The 14,792-nt window shown below is 39.3% G+C and carries 15 protein-coding genes; 11 read left to right on the forward strand and 4 right to left on the reverse strand.

The features are described 5' to 3' along the window. The first annotated feature begins 13 nt into the window (after positions 1-13). Both AC106S_RS11795 and AC106S_RS11800 read left to right on the forward strand, forming a co-directional pair. The gene (locus AC106S_RS11795; RefSeq protein WP_482439294.1) at positions 14-838 is read left to right on the forward strand and encodes an RsiV family protein; all 825 of its coding nucleotides are present in this window, start codon (positions 14-16) and stop codon (positions 836-838) included. Positions 839-843: 5 nt separating this feature from the next. Further along, positions 844-1,734 carry a diacylglycerol/lipid kinase family protein gene (locus tag AC106S_RS11800; protein WP_482439296.1) on the forward strand — a complete coding sequence of 297 codons (891 nt, stop codon included), beginning with the start codon at positions 844-846 and terminating at the stop codon, positions 1,732-1,734. 27 nt (positions 1,735-1,761) lie between these two features. Here the strand turns inward: AC106S_RS11800 and AC106S_RS11805 are convergent, their stop codons facing one another. Continuing rightward, entirely contained in the window at positions 1,762-3,042 is a 1,281-nt protein-coding gene (locus AC106S_RS11805; RefSeq protein ID WP_482439298.1) for a dicarboxylate/amino acid:cation symporter, read from the reverse strand. A gap of 174 nt (positions 3,043-3,216) precedes the next feature. After that, entirely contained in the window at positions 3,217-4,905 is a 1,689-nt protein-coding gene (gene ggt, locus AC106S_RS11810; protein WP_482439299.1) for a gamma-glutamyltransferase, read from the reverse strand. 285 nt (positions 4,906-5,190) lie between these two features. Here ggt and AC106S_RS11815 point away from each other — a divergent pair, with 285 nt between their 5' ends. The 3 genes from AC106S_RS11815 (at position 5,191) to AC106S_RS11825 (ending at position 7,626) form a co-directional block, all read left to right on the forward strand. Next, a complete protein-coding gene (locus AC106S_RS11815) occupies positions 5,191-6,156 on the forward strand; it encodes an NAD-dependent epimerase/dehydratase family protein (protein ID WP_482439301.1) in 966 nt (321 codons plus the stop codon). 84 nt (positions 6,157-6,240) lie between these two features. Then, positions 6,241-6,993 (forward strand): polysaccharide deacetylase family protein, encoded by a 753-nt coding sequence (locus AC106S_RS11820; RefSeq protein WP_482439303.1) that lies wholly within the window; start codon positions 6,241-6,243, stop codon positions 6,991-6,993. Continuing rightward, positions 6,994-7,626: a hypothetical protein gene (locus tag AC106S_RS11825; RefSeq protein WP_482439304.1), complete on the forward strand. Its 633-nt coding sequence runs from the start codon at positions 6,994-6,996 to the stop codon at positions 7,624-7,626. Between the two features lie 54 nt (positions 7,627-7,680). Here AC106S_RS11825 and AC106S_RS11830 read toward each other — a convergent pair whose 3' ends face one another. Further along, a complete protein-coding gene (locus tag AC106S_RS11830; protein WP_482439580.1) occupies positions 7,681-8,886 on the reverse strand; it encodes a metallophosphoesterase in 1,206 nt (401 codons plus the stop codon). Positions 8,887-8,953: 67 nt separating this feature from the next. Beyond that, positions 8,954-10,021 carry a 3-oxoacyl-ACP synthase III family protein gene (locus AC106S_RS11835; protein ID WP_482439305.1) on the reverse strand — a complete coding sequence of 356 codons (1,068 nt, stop codon included), beginning with the start codon at positions 10,019-10,021 and terminating at the stop codon, positions 8,954-8,956. 101 nt (positions 10,022-10,122) lie between these two features. Between AC106S_RS11835 and AC106S_RS11840 the strand changes: the two genes are divergently transcribed. The 6 genes from AC106S_RS11840 to rny all read left to right on the forward strand — a co-directional run bounded on the left by AC106S_RS11840 (position 10,123) and on the right by rny (position 14,740). After that, positions 10,123-10,692: a hypothetical protein gene (locus AC106S_RS11840; protein WP_482439306.1), complete on the forward strand. Its 570-nt coding sequence runs from the start codon at positions 10,123-10,125 to the stop codon at positions 10,690-10,692. Between the two features lie 3 nt (positions 10,693-10,695). Next, positions 10,696-11,427 (forward strand): bifunctional demethylmenaquinone methyltransferase/2-methoxy-6-polyprenyl-1,4-benzoquinol methylase UbiE, encoded by a 732-nt coding sequence (gene ubiE, locus AC106S_RS11845; RefSeq protein WP_482439308.1) that lies wholly within the window; start codon positions 10,696-10,698, stop codon positions 11,425-11,427. A 3-nt stretch (positions 11,428-11,430) separates the two neighbouring features. After that, complete coding sequence (porT, locus tag AC106S_RS11850) at positions 11,431-12,213, forward strand: type IX secretion/gliding motility protein PorT/SprT (RefSeq protein ID WP_482439309.1); 783 nt, start codon at positions 11,431-11,433, stop codon at positions 12,211-12,213. A gap of 139 nt (positions 12,214-12,352) precedes the next feature. Beyond that, positions 12,353-12,655 carry a hypothetical protein gene (locus AC106S_RS11855; RefSeq protein ID WP_482439311.1) on the forward strand — a complete coding sequence of 101 codons (303 nt, stop codon included), beginning with the start codon at positions 12,353-12,355 and terminating at the stop codon, positions 12,653-12,655. Next, a complete protein-coding gene (locus tag AC106S_RS11860; protein ID WP_482439312.1) occupies positions 12,655-12,942 on the forward strand; it encodes a cell division protein ZapA in 288 nt (95 codons plus the stop codon). Before AC106S_RS11855 ends, AC106S_RS11860 begins: the two co-directional genes overlap by 1 nt. Positions 12,943-13,171: 229 nt before the next feature. After that, positions 13,172-14,740 (forward strand): ribonuclease Y, encoded by a 1,569-nt coding sequence (gene rny / locus AC106S_RS11865; protein ID WP_482439313.1) that lies wholly within the window; start codon positions 13,172-13,174, stop codon positions 14,738-14,740. The last annotated feature ends 52 nt before the right edge of the window (positions 14,741-14,792 follow it).

Consider the following 14,792-nt stretch of genomic DNA (forward strand, 5'->3'; position numbering starts at 1 on the left):
AGAAATTGAAATTATGAAAAAAAGTATGGCTGTTCTGGCTGTTTCTTCCTTACTCACCTTTTCTGCCTGCAAAAAAGAAAAAAATGAGATTTCCCAAACCGAAACGGAAAACCTTTTGCCTGTAAAATTAAAAATAGACTCTGTGAGCGTTTCCGACTCTGTGAAAATCAGTGATTCGCTGTCTGTACTTTTCTCATCCAACATGCTGGTTTTTCCGGAACTGAAAGATAAAAAGCTGCTGGACAGTATCTATTTTCATAACAGTGGAATTAAAGATTTTTCTAAAACAGGACTGGCGGCCTATATGGATAATGAAAAAAATAACTATTTCAGCTCTGTAAAAAATGAAAGTAAAGACGTGCTTTCAGATATTTCCTACGCCCAGAAATGGTATTCGGAATCCAGGATGAGTCTGGTTTCCAATATCAATGACTATATGCATATTAAATATGCTCAGAGCTCATATATAGGCGGTGCTCATGACGAATACGGATTTTCAGAGAGAGTTTTTGATCTTAAAAAGAATAAAAGACTGCTCCTTAAAGATATTACCTCCATGCCCAAAGCCAGACTTGAGACATTTCTTATGAACAATGTCAATAAGATTCCCAACGGCGCAACAGATGAAAAAGGAGAGGTGAAGAACTCAGAAATGCTTTTGGTGGAAAAAATTCCCGTAACAGATAATTTCTACTTTGATCGGGAAAACCTGTATTTTCATTACAGCCCTTATGAAATTGCCGCTTTTGCAGCAGGAGATATCATTATTCCTGTTTCCTGGAAAGATCTGGAAGGTACCCTGAACACCGAATTTAAAGAAAGAATGAAAATAAAATAAATAAAATGCTTCCCGATCAGGAAGCATTTTCTATTTTTGCGGTAATGGAAAAAGCAGCTTTTATCATTAATCCTTTTTCGGCTAAGAAGAATTATCAGCCATTTCTTAATGAACTGAAAAAAAAGGTCGATAATCCCTTATATTATATTTCCGAATCTATTCAGGGAACGGATGATTTTATCAGAACCTGTTTTGACCAGGTAGACATCTTTGTGGCCATCGGAGGGGACGGAACTATTTCTACCGTTGCCAGAAACCTGATCAATACAGAGAAGATCCTGGCTATATTTCCGGCCGGATCAGGCAATGGATTCTCCAATGAAACCCGTTTCAATAAAAACCTGGATGAACTTTTAGAAAAGATTAAAACAGGAAAATCAAGAAAAATAGATACATTCATGGTGAATGAAAGGCTTTCCATCAATGTTTCGGGAACAGGTTTTGACGGGAAAGTGGTGAAAGAGTTTGAAAAAACAAACCGTGGATTTAAAAACTACATTAAGGTTTCCCTCAAAACATTCTTCAACTATAAACCCATCAAGGTTAAATTTTTGGATGAAGAATACCGGAAATACAACGGAAAATACCTGATGCTGAATATTGCCAATACCCGCCAGTTCGGAAATAACGCCTATATCGCCCCGAAAGCGAGTAAAAGCGACGGGCTCGTTGATATGGTGCTGGTGAAAAAATTTCCGCTTACCTATTCCGCTCTTTTTGCTTTCAGAATGTTTACCAAAAGACTGAAAGATGATGAATATGTTACTTATCTTCCCGTTTCCGAAATATCATTTAAGGTGAATACCAAAAACTGGCACCTTGACGGAGAATTCAATAAAATAAAATCTCCGGTTCATGTTAAAGTACTGCCTGCCAGCCTGAATATTCTGGTTTAATCTTTCCGGAACGGATTCGGCTTTTGGTTACACTTCCAGGTTTTTTTCTATCTCAGCCGGATGATCAAGGCAGTACCGCAGCTGCTTTTTATCCAGTTGTTTTTCCCAGTTGGCGACAACCACTGTTGCCACAGAGTTTCCGATAACATTGGTTAAGGCCCGGCATTCACTCATAAATTTATCAATTCCCAGAATCAGAGTCATTCCGGCAATCGGGATTTCCGGAACAACAGCCAGAGTAGCGGCCAATGTTACAAATCCGGCACCCGTAACGCCGGCAGCCCCTTTTGAACTGAGCATAGCTACCAGAAGCAGCATCAGCTGTTTTTCAACTGGAAGATGGATATTCAGAGCCTGTGCAATAAATAAAGAAGCAAGCGTCATATAAATATTGGTTCCATCCAGATTAAAAGAATACCCGGTTGGGACTACCAGCCCCACAATCGCTCTGGAGCAGCCTGCCTTTTCAAGTTTTTCCATAATCCCCGGAAGGGCAGATTCGGAAGAGCTGGTTCCTAAAACAAGAAGAAGTTCTTCCTTCAGATAAAACATAAGTTTAAAAATGTTAAATCCGTTATACCATGCCACGGCTCCTAATACCAGAACAACAAACAGGAAAGACGTAATATAAAATGTGGCCACCAGAAATATCAGATTCAGAACCGAATGAAGGCCGTATTTACCAATCGTAAAAGCCATAGCTCCAAAAGCCCCGACGGGAGCCAGCTTCATCAGCATATGAACAATTTTGAAAACGGGTGTTGAAAGATCCTGAAGAAAATCAGTCACTTTCCGGCTTTTCTCTTTCGTTAAAACAAGAGCTGTTCCCATCAGTATCGCCACTAGAAGCACCTGGAGAATATTTTCACCCACCAGCGGACTGAAAAGGGTATCCGGAATAATATTCATAATAAATCCGGTCAGAGTAGTCTCATGGGCTTTCTGCTGATACTGGGAAACGTCTCCGGAAAGCGTGGACGGATCAATATTCAGCCCATGTCCCGGCTGAAGCAGATTTCCTACTACCAGACCTATGATAAGGGCTAAAGTGGAAAACGTGAAAAAATAGATCATAGCCTTTACAGCGATTCTTCCTACTTTTTTAAGATCAGTCATGTGAGCAATTCCCAGAGTGAGGGTAATGAAGATCACCGGTGCGATAATCATTTTAACGAGTTTAATGAATCCGTCGCCCAGAGGTTTCATTTTTTCACCCAGTTCAGGGTAAAAATTTCCCAAAAGAATACCCGCGGCTATCGCAATAATCACCTGGAAATAAAGTTGCTGATAGATTTTTTTAGCTTTCAAAGAGAGTCTTGTTTTCAAGGGGGGAAATTAAGAATTTTATATGAAAACATGATAAAAGTCAGGAATAATTGAGGGCTTTTAATTGCTGCCTGCCGGCTTTGGGATGAAACAGATAAAAAATATCCCGGACCCTATTACCCGGGATATTTTTATGAAACTATTTGTGAGATTCTTTTATTCAACCGCAACGGAATCGTCACCACGGCCGTCTGCCACAGCATGAATATTTCCGTTGTCATCAAGAACGATCATTTCTGTTTTTCCGATCTGTTTTACCTTTTCAATCACGTAATTTTTACTCTGCAGTTCAGCGATTGTACTTTCGGGGAAATTATTTTCAACCTTAATGGTTTCCGGAAGCCACTGGTGATGGAATTTAGGAGCATTAACGGAAATATTGGCATTCAGTTTAAAGTCCACAACATTCACAATCGACTGGTATACAGAAGTAGGAATTGTGGTTCCTCCCGGAGTTCCCACAACCATATAGGGTTTTCCGTTTTTCAGAAGAATGGTAGGGGTCATGGAAGAAAGCATTCTTTTATTGGGCTGTATTGAATTGGCTTCTCCGCCTACGGCACCGAACATATTCGGAACCCCCGGCTTGATGGAAAAGTCGTCCATCTCATTATTTAGAAAGAATCCTGCTCCGGAAACCACTACTTTACTTCCATAATAGCCGTTGAGTGTTGTGGTTACAGAAGCTGCATTTCCGTCTTTATCCAGAACGGAAATATGGGTAGTCTGGGTAGATTCTTTAGGCTGGGGAATGATTTTTCCAACTTCGGAACTTGGCGTTGCTTTACTGAAGCTGAAACTCTTCCAGCGGTTTTTCAGATAATCATCAGAAATCAGATAAGCGGTTTTATCCTGAATGAAATCAGGATCGCCCATATACTCTGCGCGGTCCGCAAAAGCTCTTCTTTCTGCTTCTGTCATGATCTGCACGGCTTTTGCAGAGTTCTGCTGGTATTTCTCAAGATTTTCAAAGCTGGCCATTCTGAGCATCTGGGCGAGAAGAACGCCGCCGCTTGAAGGCAGGGGCATTGAAACCACCTTATTGCCTTTGTAATCGAATTCCAGAGCTTTTCTTTCCGCCACTTTATAGTTTTTAAGGTCTTCCAGGGTGATAATTCCATTGCCTTTTTTCATTTCAGCAACCAGGAGTTCAGCTGTTTTTCCCTCATAAAAACCTTTTGCTCCCTGCTTCTGGATGAGTTTTAAGGTTTCTGCAAGCTCCTTCTGAATCAGAAGATCACCTGCTTTCCACGGATTTTCTTTCACAAAAACAGTGGCCGATTTATTGTGTTTTAAGAAATGTTCCCTGTTATTATTAAGCATATCAGCTTCCTGTTCCGTAATGGCAAATCCCTGTTCCGCCAGGTCAATGGCGGGCTGGATGATTTTTTCCATCGGTAATTTGCAGTACTTTAAAGTGGCAAAAAAACCTGCGACACTTCCCGGAACGCCTACTGCCAGTCTTCCGTTTTGGGAAAGATCCGTATCTGCTTTTCCTTTTTTATCGATATACATATCTCTGGAAGCCTTTTTGGGAGCGGTTTCCCTGTAATCCAGAGTAAATTTCTCTCCGTTGTTTTTCACACCGACTAAAAATCCGCCTCCTCCGATATTTCCTGCCTGGGGATATACAACAGCCAGGGCATATTGTGCAGCAACAACAGCATCATAGGCATTTCCGCCCATTTTAAGTACTTTTGCGCCTGCTTCACTGGCCAGGGGATGGGCAGATACCACCACGCCTTTATTCTTTACTTTTACCTCTTTTACAATGCTGATATCTGTAAACTGGGCCCAATAAAACGGACCGGCCAGCAGGACTGCGGTGATAAAAAACTTCTTCATAGGATTTTCTTTATAACAAAAGTAGATATTTTTTCAATGTAAAGAGCTGCCCGCTAATCCAATGGAATATTCCGTCATCATATAAGTGACAGTTAATAAAACTACCTGCTGCTGATGCTGTTGATTATTTTTCATTGAAATAGGATTATGATTGTTTTCCCGGAAATCTGATTTTTGATGATGATTTTTTTCAATCACTTTTATAGAGAATGTTTTTAAGGTACCTTTTTTATTATGATAAGCATGATTTTTTTACTTTTGTACAATTCTAAAAAAATCTGAAAAATGGAATCCTATACGGAAAGAATACTGATTACGGGTGCTCTGGGACAAATCGGCACCGAACTTACCAACAGACTTGTTGAAATTCACGGAGCAGACAATGTAGTTGCTTCAGGACTGGACAGATGGCAGGAGGGAATTACTTCCGCTGCTCATTATGAAAGAATGGACGTTACCAATACCCAACTGGTAAGACAGGTGATTAAAGATTACGATATCACAACTGTGTATCATCTGGCTTCACTTCTGTCAGGGACCTCCGAAAAGCAGCCTGTTTTTGCCTGGAAACTGAATCTGGAACCTCTGCTTCACTTTTGCGAAATGGCGAAAGAAGGACTGATAAAAAAGATCTTCTGGCCAAGTTCAATCGCTGTGTTTGGAAAAGGAATTCCAAAGCATGACGTAGGACAGGATGTAGTTCTGAATCCGACTACCGTGTACGGAATCTCTAAAATGGCAGGGGAGAAGTGGTGTGAGTACTATTTCGACAAACACGGGGTAGATGTAAGAAGCATCAGGTATCCTGGACTGATTTCATGGAAAACTCCGGCAGGTGGCGGAACCACAGATTATGCAGTGGAGATTTTTTACAAAGCCATAGAAGACGGAAAATACACAAGCTTCATTTCCGAAAATACAGGAATGCCGATGCTGTATATGGATGATGCCATCAATGCAACCCTGAAACTGATGGAAGCTCCGAAAGAAAGTTTAACGGTCCGTTCATCATATAATCTGGGAGGAATGTCATTTACCCCGAAAGAACTGGCTGAAGAAATCCAAAAAGAAATTCCGGATTTTACCATTGATTATAACCCGGATTTCAGACAGGCAATTGCAGATTCCTGGCCGGCTTCCATTGATGATTCTGTCGCTAAAAAAGACTGGGGACTGACCTACGATTTCGGAATTTCCGAGATGACGAAAGACATGATCAAAAATCTTAAAGTAAAATTAGCTAAAAAATAATTACTTCAAGTTAAAGTTTAATTAAAAATTTATTTAACATCTGATTTTTAATTAATTATAAATATTATCTAAAATTTAGTTCATATGATATTGCTCACTTTTAACATCCTGAATATGGAAGCTCCTGCTAAAAAAGAGGCTCAGATTTCTGATGATGAAAGATTGAAAATTACAGAAGACAATACCAAAGCACTGTTGAGAATTTTAGATATTCACGATGTAAAAGCAAGTTTTTTTGTGGAGATTTCCATTGCGGAAAAACTTAAAAATTTAATCAAAGCAATTTCATCCCAGGGGCATGAAATTGCTTTTTATAACAGAAGTTCAAATCTTCAGGAAATAGAAGAGGTGAAGAAAAATATCCAGGAACTTCTGGAAAAACAGATCCGGGGGATCCGGCAGAAAGATCACAAGGAACCTCAGGAAAATCTGAAATCACTGGAATTTAACTATATCTCCAATATCGATAATGCGGATATTCTTTTCCCCTTCAAAAGACTGAAAAGAGATACCGAGATCACAGAAGAGGACGGGCTGAGCATTGTACCGGAAAGTATTTCTCCATACAGCCAGCTGCCGTATAATGATTTTGTATTTCAGATCCTGCCGATGAAGTATTATCAGAATATGGTATTCGAAACCCTGAAAAATGATGATTTTGTTCTGATCTATCTGAACTCCTGGCAGTTTACCGATTTTAATAAATACCGGTTTGATATCCCATTTTACAGGAGCCTGTTTTCGGGTAAAAAAATGGAGGACAAACTGGATGCTCTCCTTACGTGGATCAATGAGAAAGAACTGGCTACTTCCCGAATGAAAGATTATATATTCTAAATGATGATAAAACCCCGGCTGCAATTACCCAAAACCATTCGTTTTTTAAATGAAGATGAACTTCCAAAGAATCCGGCTATTTTAAAAAGATGGGAAGAAAGCCAATATGCGAATATTATTGAAGGGTATACTGTGAATTTAAAAGATGATGATAACCCGGAACATGCTTCTTTAGGTTTCAGATTCTATGCTGAGATTAATATAGATAACCCCAGGCTCTGGAGTTTGATTATGGCATTGGCACAGACGCTTCCTGAAGAGGTTTCGTTTCTGTTCGGGCATGTGGATGTTGAGCTTAATTATGGAAACTATCAGAGTAAAGAAAAAACATTGGATTTTATAGCCCGGTATCAGTATGAATTAGTGGAGGATGCCTTTATTAATTATGGATTCATTTATAATGACGGTGAAACTCTTATCGAGGTATTTGTTGATGAAAGCAAATATGTTAAATATTGGGGAACCGATGAAGAATGGTTTAGGATGATAATGGCAGAATTCAGTTTGAAAGAAGAGAAAGGGCTTGAATTTGTAGATGAGTTTCCGAAAGTTCGTGAAACGTTAACTGCTCTGGACAAAAAAGCACTTGATTCAAAGACACTTATTGAGCTGTTTGCTCAAAGATATCTTTAGATCAAATGCTGTTCTTTTGTAGGAGAGAAAGGTATGTACTGAGCCTTGTATTCCTTAACTTAATTCAAAAAGAGTAATTTCCGGCAATACTCCAACTCTTCCCGGATAGCCCAATACTCCAAATCCTCTGTTGACGTAAAGCATTTTTCCTTCACTTTCATACAGATCAGCCCATTTCGGATAACGGTATTGTACCGGAGACCACTTCACATTTTTCAGATCAAGTCCGAACTGCATTCCGTGGGTATGCCCGGAAAGGGTTAAATAGATGTTTCCCGGGTGTTTTTTCACCACATAATCAAAGTGGGTAGGGTCGTGGCTCATCAGGATCTTCGGAGCAGATTCCGGAACTCCTTTTAAGGCATCGTCAATCTTTCCGAATTGAGGGAAAGGCTTCAGCCCCCAGTTTTCAACTCCGAGGACGTATAATTTTTCACCGTTTCTTTCAATGATTCTGTTTTCGTTTCTCAGCATGTCAAATCCGGCCTGTCTTTCATAATCGATGAGGGTATCCAGATTCTTCTTTTTAGCATCCGGGGAAGTCCATGTTACATAATCTCCGTAATCGTGATTGCCGAGTACGGCTAATTTTCCGTCTTTGGCTTTTATTTTTGAAAACAACGGGATGAAGGGTTTAAACTCCTCCGCCACATTATTCACCATATCTCCGGTGAAAAGCACGAGGTCGGGCTTCTGTTCATTGATCAGGTCAACCGCATGCTGAAGCTTGTCAGGATCCGGGAAACTTCCGCTGTGAACGTCAGAGATCTGGATAACTTTATAGCCTTTAAAGTTTTTACCCAATCCCGGTATTTTTACTTTGATCTTTCTTACTTTATGTCTGTATTTTCCGAAGGTAATTCCATCAATAAAAAGAGCTGAAAGTACACCTCCTAGCCCCAGCCCGACCAGGCTCAGAAACTTTCTTCGCTCCGGGAAAAAGTTCTCTTTAGGCTGTGTTAAACCTACTAAATAGCTTCCTGTTCTGAAAATATCATCAATCAGTAAAAACAGGACGATGAAAATTTTCGGAAGAATAAAGATCAGAAACAGGGAAATAGCGATCTGGGCTCTCAGCGAAGTTCTGTCTGCCTTTTGGAAATGAGAGACTTCATAGGCGAAAAACCCGTAAACAGCCAAAGATACCACCCAATATCCGAGCCGTATCCAGAAATTATCGGTTAAAGTCCTTATGGCCTGGTAAATATAAACTTCTAAAATAAAGAAGATAGCGCCAACGATTAAAAAATTCTTCATGATCGTATCTAAAAAAAGCACAAAAGAAGACTTCCTTTTGTGCTTTCATATTTTTTAATTAAAACTGTTATTAAGGAAATCTGTAAACGATAGCATTGATGTTCATTCCGGCACCTACCGAAGTCATCACAATGTTACCATTATCTTTAAACGATTGACCCTCCATTTTTCCTTTAATTATTAAATCATACATGGTAGGAATTGTTGCAACAGACGTATTTCCCAGGTCCTGGATCGTCATAGGAGAGATTGCATGATCATAATCTTTTACATCATAAAGCTTGTGAAGTCTTTCAATCATGGCATAATCCATCTTGGCATTCGCCTGGTGAATAAGGATTTTATCAATATCCTGAATAGAAAGTCCGGCATCATCAATAGTTTCTTTGATGGCTACGGGAACGTTTTTAAGAGCGTACTCATAGATTTTTCTTCCCTGCATTCTTACGAAAATACGGTTCTGGTCAGAATCTTTGTTGATGGAAGGTCCGTTGGCCAGGTAATTCAGTTCAGATCCGTTGTCACAAATGGTATTGTGGGAAATGATTCCTACATTTTCGTCATCAGTGGCTTTTACCACCACAGCACCTGCACCGTCTGCAAAGATCATCCTGTTTCTGTCGTGCGGATCGGTTACCCTGCTTAATGTTTCGCCTCCGATAACAAGGATTGTTTTAGCTGTTTTGGCTTTGATCAGGTTATCTGCTAAAATCATCGCTTCCACCCATCCCGGACATCCGAAAAGCATATCATAGGTAACGCATTTCCTGTTTTTGATGCCTAATTTATTCTTTACTCTGGCGGCCATTGTCGGCATAAAATCAGCATATCCGTTTAGGGTTACTTCCCCGAAATTGCTTGCGTAAATAATATAATCCAGTTCCTCGCCATCTATTTTCGCGTCTTCAATAGCCAGTTTAGCAGCTTCATACCCGATTTGTGAGTTGGAAAGGTCGTCCTCAATAAATCTTCTGTTTTCTATTTCTGTGATTTCTACAAACTTGGCAATAGTTTCTTCGGCAGGTTTATCAATCTTCACCCCGTCTTCCGTGTAGAACTCAGAATCCATGAAATAGTCTCTACCAATAACTCTGTTAGGAATATAGGATCCGGAACCAATAATGATCGTATTCGGCATTCGTTTATATGATTTTTTTAAAGATGCAAAGTTAATAATTAATATTAATAACGGAGAATTAAAAATATTATTAAATTTGCAAAAATTGTACTTTACAATCTATGAAAAACAATCCGTCCTTAAAAGGCTTACTTATTGCAGCTGTGGCGTTTATCGTTGCCTTTGGGATCTACTTCCTTTTTTTAGCCAAGAAGAATTATTATGTCGTAGATAATCCTACTCCCAATACGTATTATTTTAAAATCAATAACGGCTCCGAAGGTGTTATCTCGGCGGGGCAGTCTGTGCATGTGGATCTGAATAAGGGGAAAAACTCCATCAAAGTTTTCGACCAGAATAAGAAGATGCTCTATGATTCAGCGTTTGAAGTGAATAAAATCCGTGGCCTTCTCAATATTGCACATCAGGATTATTATGTAAACGACCAGTATTACGGATACAATCTTAAAAAGGATTCATTACTGATGCAGCTGGGCAAGACAACCATTGACGGTAAAGAATATTTCGGAGGAGCTAAGCATTTCAATAAGCTGTATACGGATGATTTTTATTACAATGTAGACGAAGATTATGACAAACTGATCAAAAACATCCAGAAAGTGGAGTCCAGGTCAAAAATCTTCAGAAAGCAGGATTACCTTAATTATTATAAAGAATATTACAAGTTTTAAGTTTTGACAAAAGATATTACCAAAGTTACTCCCTACAATTCTGAGGCTACAAAAAAGAGCCAGGTAGAGGATATGTTCGACAATATTGCACCGAAGTATGACCTTCTGAACCATGTTTTATCAATGAAAATTGATGTGCTGTGGAGGAATACGCTGGTGAAAATGATGAAAAATGACGACCCGCAGGAAGTGCTGGATGTGGCTACAGGAACGGGAGATCTGGCAATCACCATTGAAAAAGGAACCGGTGCGAAAGTAATTGGTTTGGATTTATCACAACAAATGCTAAATGTTGGCGTTATTAAAATAAAAAAACTTAAATTAGACGGCAAAATTTCCATGCAAAAAGGAGATGCTGAAAATTTACCTTTCGAGGACAATAGATTTGATGCTGTTTCCGTTGCATTTGGAGTGAGGAATTTTGAGAACCTTACCAAAGGTTTGGCAGAATTAAGAAGAGTAGTTAAAGATAACAAGAGTGTTTATATACTGGAGTTTTCAAAGGTTGAGGGTTTCTTGGGACCGCTTTATATGTTTTATTTCAAAAATATATTACCTGCCATAGGCAGACTGGTTTCTAAAGATAATAGGGCATATACGTACCTTCCGGATTCTGTAAATGCTTTTCCTTTCGGGGAAAAGATGAAACAAATTCTTTTAGATACAGGATTTAAGAAAGTAGAATATAAAAAACTAAGTTTAGGTATAGCCACAATTTATAAAGCAACAAAGTAACCTATGAATAAATTTTTATTAAGAGCACTGGTTTTAGCCTCAGTAAATATCGCTGTTTTTGCAGACGCACAATTCAGAACCCGTAACAGAATGGATAAGTTGGAAGACTTTGACGAACAGAAGTTCAGCTGGGGTTTTTACTTGAATGGCAACAGACTGGACTACCGTATCGTTCTTCACCCAAGATATGGTATGAATGGGAATCAGAATCTTGTTACATCTAAAGAAAGTTACAGTTTCGGTGCCGGTCTTATCGCCAAATGGAGACTGAACGATTATTTGGATCTAAGACTGGAACCAGGCTTACAATTTGCTCAGAGGCAGCTGATCTTTGAAACGCAGTCTAATGACCAGTATGCGGCCGGAACTTTAACCAATCCTGCATTTATGCCTTTTCCATTGACGGATAAAGACAAAACAAGAGAGGTGAAATCTACTTTTGTAGATGTTCCTGTATTACTGGAACTTCACGGTCAGAGATGGTACAATTCAAGACCTTATATCGCGGCAGGGGTTAACTATATCGTCAATCTGCAGTCCAATGCAACTTCAGAAGATGATAACATGCAGCAGGTATTCAGATCAACCACCCATAACTTTGCCTGGTCTGCCGAAATGGGAATTCAGTTCTACTTCAATAAATTCAAACTTACCCCGGCAGTGAGAGGAACATTCTTCATGAACAATGAAAAAGTAGCAGACAATGCCAATACTCCTCCATATTGGGCAACAGCAATGTCTACCCTTCAGACGAGAGCCATCATGTTCGTATTGAAATTTGAATAAAAAATATTTCATAAAAATACACAGGGAGGTGCTTCTGCATCTCCTTTTTTGTGAACAGATCAAAATATAGGGACATTTATTTTTGTTACTGTCAATATTTTTTTATTTTTGCTATTAGTTAGAATATACAAAACCTGAAATGCTTCAAGATTTAGAAAACAATTTTTCAGAATTAGAAAAAAAGATTTTGAATTTACAGAAGAATTATAAAAATCTTGCTGAAAAATTATCGGAATTAAATACTGAGCATGAAGAACTGAAAAAGAAATACGACGAAGAGAGGAGGAAAAATCAGGTATTAGCAGAAGAACAAAAAAATATAAAACTTTATTCAGCAATATCAGGAAACCCGGAACACAACAGACTGATGAAAAATCATATCAACAGACTGGTGAAGGAAATTGATTTCTGTATTGCACAGCTTCAAAACAGTGGATTATAATGGAGGTAAGAAGAATAACCGTAAACATTGCAGGAAGAGTGTATCCGCTGAACGTACCGGCCGCAGAGGAAGAAACTCTGCGTAAAGTAGGGAAGCAGATTGAAAATATGATTAAAGATTTTGAACAGAATTTCGATGTGAGAGACAAACAGGATGCTTTGGCCATGTGTGCCCTTAAACTGGGAACCAATGCTGAAGTGGTGTCTGTGAACTACGAAAAAAATATAAATTCTACCAACGAAAGATTAGTGAAAATTAATCAGTCGCTGAATGAAATCGGGAAATAGATTTTTTTTCCTGAAAAAAACTGCCTACAATAATTCTAACACATTAAAGGTAAACTCAACGCTAAACAATTACCGAACAAATGTCCGCTGAATGGCGTGCCGGTCCGTCCGGATTACAGACAGCAGAAATCAGTTCAAATCGTGTTGATTAGGAGTTTACTCTCAATCTCTGGATTATTGTGGGCTTTTTTTATTTAGATATGAAGACAATTAAAACTCAATATATATTATGACAGCAGCCATTATAGCCGGCGTTATTTGCTTAGTGATCGGAGCCGTGATAGGGATATTTTTCTCGAGAAGCTCACTGAATACTAAGGCAAAATTTATTATAGATGATGCAAAGAAAAATGCCGAAAACCTTATAGAAAAAGCAAATGTTCAAGCTGAATCCATAAAGAAAGAAAAGAATCTTCAGGCCAAAGAGAAATTTCTGGAACTGAAGTCACAGCATGATGCAGACATCCAGTCCCGCGAAAAGAAAATGCAGGAGATAGAAAAAAGAACAAAAGACAAAGAGCACAAACTGAACGATGAATTAAGCAAGACCGGAAAACTTGAAAAAGACCTGGACAGACAGATCGCAGATTATGCCAAGAAAAACGAGATCTTAGACAGAAAACAGCAGGAACTGGATATAGCAACTGCTAAAAAAGTGGAAATCCTGGAGAAAATCTCCAATTACACTGCAGAAGAAGCCAAAGCAGAACTGGTAGAAACCATGAAGGCAGAAGCCAAAACAAGAGCCCAGGCCCACGTTCAGGGAATCATGGAGGAAGCGCAGATGAATGCCAAGAACGAAGCCAGAAAAATCGTTATCCAGACCATCCAGAGAATCGGAACCGAGCAGGCTATCGAAAATTCAGTATCTGTTTTCAATATCGAATCTGATGAGGTAAAAGGTAGAATCATCGGTAGAGAAGGTAGAAATATCCGTGCTTTGGAAGCCGTAACAGGTGTAGAAATTATCGTTGACGATACTCCTGAAGCCATCCTTCTTTCATGCTTCGATCCGGTAAGAAGAGAGATCGCCAGACTATCCCTTCACAGACTGGTAACGGACGGAAGAATCCACCCGGCCAGAATTGAAGAAGTGGTGGAAAAAACAAGAAAACAGATTGAAGAAGAAATCATAGAAGTAGGAAAAAGAACCATCATTGATCTGGGAATCCACGGATTACATCCTGAACTGATCAAGATCGTCGGTAGAATGAAATACCGCTCTTCTTACGGACAAAACTTACTTCAGCACTCAAGAGAAGTAGCGAATATCGCTGCAACAATGGCCGCAGAACTTGGATTAAATGTGAAATTAGCCAAAAGAGCAGGTCTTTTACACGATATAGGGAAAGTACCGGAGCAGGAATCTGAACTTCCTCACGCTTTACTGGGAATGCAGTGGGCTGAGAAATACGGAGAAAACCCTGAAGTAGTGAACGCAATCGGTGCTCACCACGATGAAATTGAAATGAAATCTCTTTTATCTCCGATCATCCAGGTAGCCGATGCCATTTCAGGAGCAAGACCGGGAGCAAGAAGACAGGTGCTGGAATCTTACATTCAGAGACTGAAAGATCTTGAATCTGCTGCATTAAGCTTCGACGGCGTATCAAGCGCTTATGCGATCCAGGCAGGTAGAGAGCTTAGAGTAATGGTAGAGAGTGGAAAGGTAAATGATGAAGTTGCTTCTCAGTTATCATATGACATCTCTGAAAAGATCCAGAACGAGCTTACTTATCCGGGACAGGTAAAAGTAACCGTAATCAGAGAGACAAGAGCCGTGAATATTGCAAGATAATAATCGGATCAAGATATTTTATAAAAACCTTTCAGGAAACTGGAAGGTTTTT

The sequence above is a fragment of the Chryseobacterium sp. FR054 genome, assembly GCF_056844565.1.

Coding starts and splice junctions, on each gene's coding strand:
- porT (WP_482439309.1), top strand. CDS start 11,431: ATGAATAAATTTTTATTAAGAGCACTGGTTTTAGCCTCAGTAAATATC.
- AC106S_RS11840 (WP_482439306.1), top strand. CDS start 10,123: ATGAAAAACAATCCGTCCTTAAAAGGCTTACTTATTGCAGCTGTGGCG.
- AC106S_RS11835 (WP_482439305.1), bottom strand. CDS start 10,021: ATGCCGAATACGATCATTATTGGTTCCGGATCCTATATTCCTAACAGA.
- AC106S_RS11860 (WP_482439312.1), top strand. CDS start 12,655: ATGGAGGTAAGAAGAATAACCGTAAACATTGCAGGAAGAGTGTATCCG.
- AC106S_RS11855 (WP_482439311.1), top strand. CDS start 12,353: ATGCTTCAAGATTTAGAAAACAATTTTTCAGAATTAGAAAAAAAGATT.
- AC106S_RS11825 (WP_482439304.1), top strand. CDS start 6,994: ATGATGATAAAACCCCGGCTGCAATTACCCAAAACCATTCGTTTTTTA.
- AC106S_RS11795 (WP_482439294.1), top strand. CDS start 14: ATGAAAAAAAGTATGGCTGTTCTGGCTGTTTCTTCCTTACTCACCTTT.
- rny (WP_482439313.1), top strand. CDS start 13,172: ATGACAGCAGCCATTATAGCCGGCGTTATTTGCTTAGTGATCGGAGCC.
- AC106S_RS11800 (WP_482439296.1), top strand. CDS start 844: ATGCTTCCCGATCAGGAAGCATTTTCTATTTTTGCGGTAATGGAAAAA.
- AC106S_RS11815 (WP_482439301.1), top strand. CDS start 5,191: ATGGAATCCTATACGGAAAGAATACTGATTACGGGTGCTCTGGGACAA.
- ggt (WP_482439299.1), bottom strand. CDS start 4,905: ATGAAGAAGTTTTTTATCACCGCAGTCCTGCTGGCCGGTCCGTTTTAT.
- AC106S_RS11820 (WP_482439303.1), top strand. CDS start 6,241: ATGATATTGCTCACTTTTAACATCCTGAATATGGAAGCTCCTGCTAAA.